Origin of the sequence: Psychrobacter lutiphocae DSM 21542 (assembly GCF_000382145.1) — a bacterium.
Lineage (GTDB): Bacteria > Pseudomonadota > Gammaproteobacteria > Pseudomonadales > Moraxellaceae > Psychrobacter > Psychrobacter lutiphocae.
Window position 1 is genome coordinate 10,740 of the sequence record NZ_KB907649.1, and the last position, 11,645, is coordinate 22,384.

An 11,645-nucleotide genomic window follows, 5' to 3' on the forward strand; every position below is an offset into this window, starting at 1 on the left:
TCTACGGTTTGGTTGTTACCTTCTTCATCTGTGAAGTCAACTTTACCTTTGTCCGCATCATCAGATGGCGTCATCTCCACAGAGCCATCTGGTTTAGCGTCAAGTTCTGGTGTGCCTGGAGCCGTTGGGGTTTCAAGATCATTACCCGCTTGAGTTGTGGCTGATGAATCATTACGGAACTCATCTCTATTAGTGGCTTCTACTTCTGAGCCATCTTTGACAGCGTCAGGAGCTAAGGTCACTTTACCTGTTTCTGCATCTACAGTGACGCCTTCTGGAAGCTCACCTTTTGGCGTCCATTTGCCATCTTCGCCTTTCTCAACTTCTACTTTTTGAGGTTGATCATTTTCATCAGTATATTCTACTGTCATATCCACAGCATCTTCAGATGGCTGTGCTGTGACAGAGCCGTCTTCATGAGCGATTAGATCTGGTGTTTTTGGATCTAGCAAGTCACCTGTAACAGTCGCCGAATCACCGACTTGTTTACCATCATTATCTTGAGCGATGACTTCATATTCTGCACCATGCTCAAGAGGCTGGTCAGTTATAGCGCTAAAGTTACCTTCTGCATCTGTCTCACCTTTACCAACGATATTGCCATCTTTATCTTTAATAACAATTTGAGTATTAGGTTCTGCGGTACCAGTAATAACAGAGCTACCATCTGCATCACCTCCTTCTTCTGTAGAAGGGGGTACATTTTCTCAAGTTTCAACGATTACAGGTTTTGGCTCTGGCGCTGGTGCAGGCTCTGGCGTTGGAGCAGGCTCTGGTGTTGGTGCAGGCTCTGGTGTTGGTGCAGGCTCTGGTGTTGGTGCAGGCTCTGGCGTCGGAGCAGGCTCTGGCGTCGGAGCAGGCTCTGGTGTCGGTGCTGGTGCCGGTGTCGGTGCAATATAACCACCATCATCATCGTCATCAGCAATGGCTGCAATAATACCGCCTAAACCAGCCAGACCCACTAGCCAAGGTAGAATACCAAAGCCACCTTCATCTGTCGCACCCACCCACCAAGGGGTTGGTTGTGCATTACCACCTAGGGCTTGACCTTCCACTGCACCTGGTGCTAGCTCTGTAACGAAGTCAGCAACTTCACCTGTATCTGGTACATAGTAGTAGTAGCTGCCATCTTCAGCCAGACCGATTAGCGCACTGTCTGCGTCGTCATAGTAGCCTTCGATGATAAGATCGCTTTCTTGACCATCTTCTTCTACTGACACATGTAAGTCTTGTCCCACACGCTTAGTCACGATGTGATCTGGGGCACGGCCAGTGGCTTGATCTACTAGCTCATAGTTGACCTTATTGGTCGCTTGAATAACGGTGGGCTGACCGTCTTGAGTAACCACTTTATGCTCAGCGATAGTCTGAGTGGTGTTATTTACTTTTACGATGACTGTTTTCATGGGTCTTTCCTGTATATTAAGGTATTTAATTCCGTTTTAACTATGTCGCAATCAGCGGTTACTCATGGCTAAATACAGCCTTAAGTGACCAACTGAGTGCAAGATAAGTAAACCGTTAAAAGCTATCGATAGCGGGCAAACTATTGAGCGCTAACCGTTGCCACTACACGGCGGTTGTTAGCACGACCTTCTGCTGTGGCGTTAGTATCTACTGGGCGAGTCTCACCATAGCCCACTGTGCGTAGACGGTTTGGTGCGATGCCGTATTTAGTGACCAGCTCTTGTTTTACTGCTTCTGCACGGCGCTGTGATAGCTTCATGTTGTAGCTATCGTTACCAACACTGTCGGTGTGACCTTCGATCACTGTGGCAGTCTCTGGGTATTTGTTCATAAAGTCAGCAACCGCTTCGATGCGTGCGTTGAACACTGGCTGTACAACTGCTTTGTCAAACTCGAACAGGACTTCTAGGTTGATTGGTTTGTCGATTTCAACTTTAACCACTGGCTCTGGTTCTGGTGCTGGTTGTTCAACAACTACTGCTGGACAGTCACGAACCACACGGCTGATCTGGTGGGTTTGCTGTGTTTGGGTGCTCAGTAGGTTTTGAGCATATTCTTCATCTAGCTTGCTTAGGGTTGGTGCGCCTGTGGCGTCATCAATGTCAACAAAGATGTAATGGTTTTGTTGTGGGGCAAAGTCGATTAGGTGGCTGTATGCATTGGTTAGGTCGTTGGTTTTAGCTCCAGTTGGTACAACTGTGATGTTGTGTTGACCGCTACAGTATCTAACTTGTGAGTAGTGCCCTGGTTGTAGGCTAACTTGGAATCTGCCGTCAATGGCGATGTTGGCACTGGTTTGGAGACCATCATTGTCTAATGGACGAATGAATACTAGGTTGGCTTCGTTTGCTGGAAGGTTGGCTGCATTGAGTGCTTGAAAAGGCGTGTTACCTGACTTTTGCCAGCCAATGTGTGCGACTTGACGCGCACTGCTCTGATCTGCGGCAACAGCTACTTGACCTAGGCCAAGCATACCGATAAAGATAGAGCTGGCTAGTAAGCCGGTTTTGATTTTTGTTATACCTTTCATAGCAAGTTCCTCTTAATAGTTGAGATAGTGTTTTGAATAAACACAAGTTGATTAACTTAGATTGATCCACCCACTAGCCTTCTAGTCGGTGGTCATACATTTTTAATTAATATTTTACCTATGTTATTTAGTAGGCTAGTTATAAGTCCAATAAGTTAATCAGTCTTTAATAGCGGTTAAATATTAAACTGCTGGAAGTATTTCAAAATACTTATCAAGCAAGTACCTAATACTGACTAAGTATTGGTCAATTAATCAATACTTTCCATCAAAGACGACTATAACCCCCTTATTTTCAATAACTTTTTAATAACTAAACAATACTTAATTTAAACTAACCTTAGATTCAACAACGAAGTGTAACCATTAGAAATGATAAGAAGAAGTGTAAGATGTGCTGTGTTACACTTTCAGAGTTGAATCCAATATCTGTTAAAAACAAACTTTACTTTTTATACAGTAAAGCAATTTAGCTGGTCTACACAAATGTCTCTTATAAACTCAACAACAATAACATATAAAAATTAGACCCATTTTACAATAGTAATGATACATTATTTCTATCTGACTCTCAACTTTTTACAAGCTATTGATAGTTAAAAGCTTATGGAGGTTAAACACAACACTAATTTTTTTAAGCCTTATAAAACTTTAAGCCTTATAAAACTTTAAGCCTTTTAAAACTTTAAGCCTTTTAAAACTTTAAGCCTTTTAAAACTTTAAGCCTTTTAAAACTTTAAGCCTTTTAAAACTTTAAGCCTTTTAAAACAAAGGGCTTAGAAAAATAGTTGAATTTCGAGTTACTTCTTTAAACATAAACCAGTTACTGATGTTGCAGCTATTTATGTTGAGAGTGGGGTGTCAATATACCAATATTTATATTATTTTACGCATAATATATCTTCAATTACAGTTAAAATCAATATTAAGGATAAAGGATTTTAGTAACAGTAGGTGAATAGAAAAATTTATGAGCTTCTGATCTATAAAAATTGGCTTATTCCTATTTATACGATATGAGTAATAACTCTATGAAAATCTGTTAGTTAAGATTTATCATTGTATCTTCAAGGCGGATTAATGCTAAGTAAAGTAACTCGATTGTTTATCAAAAAAGTGCATATAAATTTTTGACTAACATATCATCTCACTTACTCACACCTCACTTACTCAAATAGTTATCAGCACTAAAAAATAGTGAAAATATAGACTGCAAAGCTCAACCGCCAAACTAAAAACACCAACTGGCAATAACAGATATACTATCGGTTAGATAGCCAAGGTATAATACCTCTTCCTCACTTCCAGTATCAGCAAGGAACCTGACAATATGAGCGCGCCAGATCCCAATAAGCAACAGCCACAACCTGGCTCTGACCACGCCAGTTCAGACCAGCCTGTGACCAATCAGCCTGAAAGCATTCAACCTGAAAGCCTTCAGGCCAAAATAAAAGATGGGGCCTCAACCAAAGACCAGCCTAACAATCAACAAACATCTAAAACTGAAATGCCTAAAATTAAAGAAACGCAGAAGAATAAAGACGCCCTCAAAAAGTGGCTGCCCGCCATCATATTAGCGATAGTTGTGCATCTCTTGATATTTGGCTTATTGATCACCAATCACTACAAAATGCCTGCTACCAGTGATGAACAAGCAACAGATGCACTATCTACTGAGCAACTGGCCGCAGCCTTATCTCAACAACCAGATGCCCTGCTAACATTAACTGAAGCAGATTTAACACAAGAGGAAGGGGATGATGCGGATGATGAAATAGCAAACGATAAAGATGTAGATACAAATACAGAAGAAGTCGAGGGTGAGCAAGACCTAGAAAACACAAACGCAGAAGATAGTACAAATGCACACAGTGACCAACAAGCCACTGATGCTGCCAAACCCACAGCTCACAACTCACATTACAACCACAACGCCTCCGTAGTTGCTCCTTTGGATGAGAGTATGATTGATAGCTACCAGCCACCTGCACCCAGCTATCCGTCACAACCTGCCAGCAACCCTTATGACCATGTCCTGCTACCAAGAGATATACCAGCTAGTAACCAACGTTCAGCAAGCAGTCCAAACCTAACTGAGGAAGCTCAAGCAGCGCAACAACTCAGCGATCAGCTAAGTGATGTCATTAACGAGGTCAAAGAGCAAAAGCTGCGTGAGATTGCCGCCGAGCAAGGCAAAAAAACAGCAGATATCATTCATAGTTTACAGTTAGTAGAGCCGCCTACTGACACAGCGACTGTTGTAGAAGCCGAGTAGTATTGAGTTCGAGCAATAAAACACCCTCCTCTTAACTCAACGCTTGATGCAGGCTACGGCTTTAGCTTCGTATTGTTGATTGCCAGCATTGTTGATTGCCAGCATTGTTGATTAAAAGTTGCGTTTTTCTGGGTTAAAAACCAGCCTGCATCGGACTTTTATAAGTTGAGAGTGGCTACAAAATAGAAGACCCTTAACAAGCAGGGCGCCCAGGATGATTGCTAGCGCCTTGCTGTGCCAGCTTATCATTGATATCCGCCAATCTTTGTGCCGTTCCCACATCTACCCAGTCCGCTTGCAACACCTCTGCACTGACTTGGCGCTTGCTCATTGCCTGCTTTAATAAGGGTGCTAAGGCTGCGATCTCATCTTCTGCCACATCAGCCACAAGACTCGGCGCTACCACACTGATACCTGCAAAGGTATATTTACAGGCTGTTATCGGCGCTTCACCCTCTTTTTGTGTCTCAAAGACTGCATAACCATTATCTATGGCAAAGTCGCCTTGCGGATTGTGCTCTGGATTTGCAGTCATTAATAAGTGCGCTTGCTGTCCATCTGCCAACTCATATTGAGTCAACTCTGTCAGGTCATAATCACTCCAGACATCGCCATTAATTAAGATAAAAGGTGCTGGTTGTAGTTTGCCACTCCTTAATGCATAGGCAATCCCCCCAGCGGTCTCTAATGGTGTCTCCTCTACTGACCAGTGAATCCGAACACCATAATCCGAGCCATCACCGATAGCGGCTATCAGCTTATCTGCAAGCCAAGAGCTATTGATAGTAATGTCTGTAACTCCAGCTGTCTTCAATGCTTTGATATGCCATACAATCAGTGGCTGACCACCAACTGCAACCAAGGGCTTAGGTGTGGTTAAGGTTAGTGGGCGTAAGCGGGTACCTTTACCAGCGGCCAAAATCATGGCTTGGGTAATACGAGGTGTACTGGCGCTGTGTGTACTCATACGGACTGGATCCTCAAAACTCTATAAGTTATCTATGGGATGAAAGTAGTAGACAAAACTAAAATCAATACAAATCAAGCTAGCTACGGTCAGTGTCATAGCATGTATAAGCTCGATATTCATACGGCGACATACTGATCTAAGCAAACTTTTGCAAAAACTTTGCCTCAAGCTGCTTTATCCACTCATAGACAGGCCCAATTAAGGCTCGAACCTGAGTATCTTCTTGTTCTAACAACTGCTCTACTTCTATTAATAAATCACGCCATACTTTAGGAATATCTGCCAAATAGCGAGTTTTGCCATCACGCTGTGCTAAGCGAATAAAAATACCCAACACTTTCAAATGACGCTGAATACCCATTAAATTGACATCATTGATAAAGGTGGACAATGTCTCAGCCGCTTCGAGCCCCAATTGACGTCTTTGCTGCCAATAATACTCAATCCAACTGGCAACTTGCACCTCACTCCAGTTAACATATGCATCACGTACCAAAGACACCAAGTCATAGGTATAGCTACCAATGAGCGCATCTTGAAAGTCAATAACGCCCAACTGCTGTGGGTGATACTGATCTAACATCAAGTTGCGACTGTGATAATCTCTATGTACCACCACCTGTGGTTGCTGTAATAATAGCTCGATAAGACCGTCACAAAACTGCTGCCACAACTGCTGCTCATCTACGCTCAATGGCGCATCAATGTATGGCAAAAACCACTCGCTAAACAAATCCATCTCACGCTGTAAGGTAGCGGCATCATAATCAGGCACTGCAAACTCATCTTTTGCAGTCGCAATCGATAACGACTGTAACTGCAGCAAGCTATCAATTGCCCAATGATATAACTCATCAATACGGCCTGTGTCCTGTTTAATCTTGGCATCAGCAATTAAGTGCGCAAACTCAACACTACCGAAGTCTTGCAATACCAAAAAACCTTGTTCTATGTCTTTGGCTAATAAAGTGGGTACATTGATTTTTGCTGCCATTAACTCATCAATACGGATAAAGCTCTCAATCGACTCAAGCTGTGGCGGCGCATCCATCACGATATAGCTAGGATCTAAATCCGAGTGAGCTACCGACAGCTCGACATCTTCCAAAATCACTCTGTGATAACGGCGGAAGCTGGCATCTCCTGGCAGACTTTCGATACGTAATTTATGCCCAGCAAAGGTGTCATGAATAAATGCGGTTAGCTGCTCAAAGCGCTGGGGTGTATGGTAGCTTGCAATATCTATTGGTTGTAACGCAGTGACAGAGGTACTGTTGCTAGTATGAGGGCTACTAGTAGGTGCATTAGAAGGCACACTACCAGATTCACTGCTTGATTGGCTAGCACTTGATTGACTGGTACTGGTATTAATACTAGCTAGGGTTCGAGATTGTTGGGTTATATTTGTCATAACTAGGATGCTTTTGGCTAACGATTAAAGTTTGGATTTGAGTGTCGAATTTGAACGCTAAGTTGATACTATTAACTGTGGGCTTACATTTTTCTACCAGCTTTATGTACTCGCAACTGGCTTTTACTTACTTTTATTGGTTATAGTGTAGCCGATTTGTCATTTTTTGACTATTATAAGGGCTATATATAGGTATAGAGGCTATATATAGGGTTACTGTCAGCTGTCAAAACGATATAATACAGGATGACAAAGGATTTATTAGGTTTAGAGAGCATTGATATGTGTAGGTAGGTATATATAGTAGATAGGTATGTGTTGATAAAACTGAGCGAAACTTGTCTAAATCAAGGCGATAAGCACAGCTAATAGCGAGATATTGACAAGCTTTATTATTGACAAGCTTTATTAACGCAGAGCAAAATTAACGCAGAGCTAAGTAAATTTTGCCAGTTTTAGCACAAAAGCGCTTTTCAAATCGTAACACAGAGACACGTAACGTATCTAACATATATAGTCATAACACAGATAGCATATAGGTTTGTATCATCAATGCTCAATACACTCTAAAATAATAAGCCACTTAGCAACAATACAGAGGTTTTTTTTTGCTAAAATGAGTAACTTACGTCTATATCAGCTAGACAAAAACCAGATAAACCAAAATTAAATAGACACAAGCGTCTCAACAAAAGCATCTAGCAACTACTGCCGATACAGGCTAAAGTATAAAGTATTTTGTTCAACTTCATTTATTCATTTGATAAAGGTAATCTTTTGCTGTACTCGCAACTCTACCGCAGTATTCTGTGTGCGTGCCGTGAGTTTTCACATCGCCCGCTAACCACCACTCGCCTTGCTATCAGCTTGCCACTGCTGATCTGTATGCCGAGTGCTTATGGTGCTATTATCAGTCCACAAGCTAGCCTGCCATCATTGACAGCCGCTGGTACTGAGGTATATACGCACGCTGACTTAACCCCTAGGTTCACTCAAGTAGAATCAAAAGCTGGGCAAAACACAGCCTTAACTGCAGAAATGCATAGCTACCTGACAATGCTGCTACAAGAAGGCAAGATCACCGATGCTGAGCTAATCGGGCAGTTACAGCGGTTTCAAGACTCTAGTGCCCTGTTAGTCGATCACTCAAAGATTAGATACCAACGTTTAAACCAGAGTCAAACCGTTGCTGCCAATACGTTAACCAGTGACATCAGCTTGCATCCTGCTTTAAGTTTATCCCCTGCTTCAAGTTTAACCGTTACTTCAAGTACAGATGGCTTAACTAACACTGAACGCAATCAAACAGCTACCAAACAAAATCAAATAGCCACACAAAAGCAAGCAGCGAACAAGATAAATCAAACGCAGGCTGCAACCACAAAAAGAGCACTGCAACTAGATGAACGCACCTTGAATGATCTGGTGCTCAGTAGCCCTGACGCATTAGCCGATTTATCCTCATTAAATGAGCGACCCTTGTATGCGCAAGCCACTACTGGTCCAACACCAAACTCAGCACAACACTCACCATCACGCCAAGCCAAAAGTAGCGAGTTAGAGGCACTACAAGCAGTTGGTTTTGAAACACAATCCATAACCGATAGCCAAACACTAGCCCCCAACCCATCAACAGCAACGGGGCTAAACCAAACAACCTCCCAGACAACCTCCCAAACAACCTCTAAGACAGTCAATAGCGAAGATGACTATATCATCATTGTCCCTGACATAGATCTAAATAGTGATAACGCACAAGCGGCAGATAAGCCAGCTCATGCAATACAAACACATGCCACTCAACAGGCTACCAGTGACAATACAGATCACGGTCACAACCTATCCGATAGCTTTGAGCATGATAGCGTCAAACAAAGCTTACAGCGCTTATCACAGTTTTATCAAAAACAATCTTCAGACCTGCGTGAGCGCTTAGGTATAGAAGGCAACATCAGAACAGAGCATAGCACCAAAGTCATTCAAGCCGAAACTATGGCACCTGTCATTAAGCCAAAAGTGCTAAATTATCTACCTGATGCTTCAGCGGCTTATCGCTGTGAAGGTGTGTGGGTAACGCCCAATAGTGTCGGTGCTAATGCCAGCTATCAACAAGCAGTACAGCGTGCAGAGCAGCAAGATGGCTTATCGCTTGCTGATGGTATGCCACTACATGCACAAGCAGACTATGGCTATTATGACAATGCAAACTATATTGAACTCTCGGGCAATGTTGAAGTTATGCAAGATGGTAGGTTGATCACCGCCGATCAATTGATATTAGATAGGAAGACAGGTATCGCTGGTGCCAAAGGTAGTGTTCTGCTGGCAGACTCAGGCAGTAGCGACAGCACCAAACAAAAACCCAGCAATCTAGAAGCAGCAGCGACCAATAGTTGGCACAACAGACAAAACAGCACAGGCATGATCGCAGTAGCAAACGAGCTTGCCTACGATACTAATAGCAATGCCGCAACTGCACAGGATGTCGCCTTTGCCAGTGTGCCAATGCAAGCACATGGCTATGCCAAACAAATGAACAAGCCAGATGACACTCATTATGAGCTTGAGCAAGTCATGTTTTCAACCTGCCCACCAACCAATCGCAAATGGCATATTGAAGCCAATAAAATCGATATAGATACAGAAAAAGGACGGGGTGAGGCTTACAACGCCACCTTCCGCTTGGGGTCTGTGCCTGTCTTATATCTACCCTACTTCAACTTCCCAGTTGATGATCGTCGTAGCAGCGGGTTATTAACTCCGAGTGCTCGTATTGACAGTGATAGTGGCCTTAAACTTAGTATCCCGTACTACTTAAACTTAGCACCTAATTATGACGCTACCATTTCCACCGACATCTATACCAATCGTAACCCGATGCTGATCGGTGAGTTTCGCTTTTTGACCGAAAACTATGGTCGAGGACAGTTAGCCTCCTCGTATATGCCCAATGACAAAGAGTATTACCATGAAGATCGATCTTCAGTTTTTTATCGTCATAATTGGACATCAAAAAGTATTCCCAAACTAAGCGCTGATGCTGTATATAGCTACGTCTCAGATCCTAATTATCTAAATGACTTTGATGATTATGGCATAGCCGACAACCGCCTAAACCTACCAAGACGGGCGCAAGTGAACTATTATGATGACTATATTGATGCCCAGTTAAAGGTTGAGACTTTTCAAAGTCTCAAAGCGCTTGATGCAAATGGCAATCCAGTCACCGACAAAGATAAGCCTTACTCGCGCTTACCTCAGTTGTCGATTGATTATCGCTTACCTAAACTAAATAATAGCCTAGATAACTTTGTCATTACTGGTACTCACGACTCAGCTTACTTCAAGAAGTCTATCCATGATGGCTCTGAGAATGAAAAAAGTGGCGTACGTATTTATAATGAACTCAATGCCAGTTATCCGTTTGAAGAAACTTGGGGTCATATCACTCCACGTGTCAGCTTGCATCACTTGTATGCAGCCTATGATGAAGAAAGCCGACAAGATAATAGCTTTTCTAAAGATGACAGCTCGCAGTCGATATTAATCCCAAGGTTTACTGTTGACTCTGGGCTCAACTTTTATCAATCGGGTTCCCCTTTTGGTATTTTTGACAATACCATGGGCGGCTACCAGCTGTTGACTCCGCAGTTGAAATACAGCTATTCGCCCTACAAAGATCAGAGCAGGCTACCCAACTTCGATACCCGTATTGCGTCACTGGACTATGATCAGATGTTTGAAGACAGCTGGTTTTTAGGGTACGACCGTATCTCAGATGATAACAACTTGGCAGTGGGTCTAAACTATCGCTATATTGATGCATTAGGCATCACCCGTTTTGACGGTAGTATTGGCGATCAGTTCTTCTTATCTAAGCCCAAAGTCACGCTTGAAGAAGGCGATCGCACCTTTGAGTCTAGCTCAACAGGGGTTACGTGGCGCTCAAGTGTACAGCCATATCGCAATCTATGGTTTGACTTCAACGGGGCGCTAGACTCTAGAAATAACCTAAACTATATTTCAAGCCAAGTCAGATATCGCCCTAGCCCACACAGCCAGTTTAATTTTGGAATAGTAGAGCGCAAAGAAGACAGACTGACCAATCAAGCTAAATTGTCTGCACTAACGGCATCTGCTATTGTTCCTATTACCAATAATTGGCGCTTTTTGGGTCAAAGCCAGTATGATAATGACAACAACCGCTTTACCGACTCTACTTTTGGCATAGACTATGAGGATTGTTGTTATGGGTTTTCAATTTATGCCCGCAGTTACTATAATGACTTAAACTTGGAAGAAAAACCAACACGTGCAGTAATGGCTGAATTTAGAATTAATGGCTTTGGTGACAAAAGAGGCCGCTTAAGCAAGCACTTAGACAAAAAAATCTTAGGCTTTGCGCCGATTGATGATAGATGGAAAAACAATTCGCTACATCCCTAACCAAAATAAATTTAAACACTTAGGGGCTAGATAGAACTCATTTACG

The 11,645-nt window shown here is 42.7% G+C and carries 7 protein-coding genes and 1 pseudogene; 2 read left to right on the forward strand and 6 right to left on the reverse strand.

The genetic code is table 11. The features are described 5' to 3' along the window. The 4 genes and pseudogenes from H140_RS16050 to H140_RS0110115 form a co-directional block, all read right to left on the reverse strand. A partial coding sequence (locus H140_RS16050) for a hypothetical protein (protein WP_033426994.1) occupies positions 1-452 on the reverse strand: 452 nt, incomplete at its 3' end. 18 nt (positions 453-470) lie between these two features. Next, a pseudogene (locus H140_RS16530) lies at positions 471-653 on the reverse strand (Ig-like domain-containing protein); the annotation flags it as partial. A 54-nt stretch (positions 654-707) separates the two neighbouring features. Further along, entirely contained in the window at positions 708-1,406 is a 699-nt protein-coding gene (locus H140_RS16135) for a hypothetical protein (protein ID WP_019673539.1), read from the reverse strand. A gap of 140 nt (positions 1,407-1,546) precedes the next feature. Beyond that, positions 1,547-2,497 (reverse strand): OmpA family protein, encoded by a 951-nt coding sequence (locus H140_RS0110115; RefSeq protein WP_019673540.1) that lies wholly within the window; start codon positions 2,495-2,497, stop codon positions 1,547-1,549. Positions 2,498-3,827: 1,330 nt separating this feature from the next. Between H140_RS0110115 and H140_RS0110120 the strand changes: the two genes are divergently transcribed. Next, positions 3,828-4,772 carry a hypothetical protein gene (locus H140_RS0110120; RefSeq protein WP_019673541.1) on the forward strand — a complete coding sequence of 315 codons (945 nt, stop codon included), beginning with the start codon at positions 3,828-3,830 and terminating at the stop codon, positions 4,770-4,772. A gap of 193 nt (positions 4,773-4,965) precedes the next feature. Here H140_RS0110120 and murU read toward each other — a convergent pair whose 3' ends face one another. Both murU and H140_RS0110130 read right to left on the reverse strand, forming a co-directional pair. Continuing rightward, the gene (murU, locus tag H140_RS0110125) at positions 4,966-5,739 is read right to left on the reverse strand and encodes an N-acetylmuramate alpha-1-phosphate uridylyltransferase MurU (protein ID WP_019673542.1); all 774 of its coding nucleotides are present in this window, start codon (positions 5,737-5,739) and stop codon (positions 4,966-4,968) included. A 139-nt stretch (positions 5,740-5,878) separates the two neighbouring features. Then, entirely contained in the window at positions 5,879-7,153 is a 1,275-nt protein-coding gene (locus H140_RS0110130; RefSeq protein ID WP_019673543.1) for an aminoglycoside phosphotransferase family protein, read from the reverse strand. Between the two features lie 777 nt (positions 7,154-7,930). Here H140_RS0110130 and H140_RS0110135 point away from each other — a divergent pair. Further along, the gene (locus H140_RS0110135; protein WP_019673544.1) at positions 7,931-11,599 is read left to right on the forward strand and encodes an LPS-assembly protein LptD; all 3,669 of its coding nucleotides are present in this window, start codon (positions 7,931-7,933) and stop codon (positions 11,597-11,599) included. Positions 11,600-11,645 lie beyond the last annotated feature (46 nt).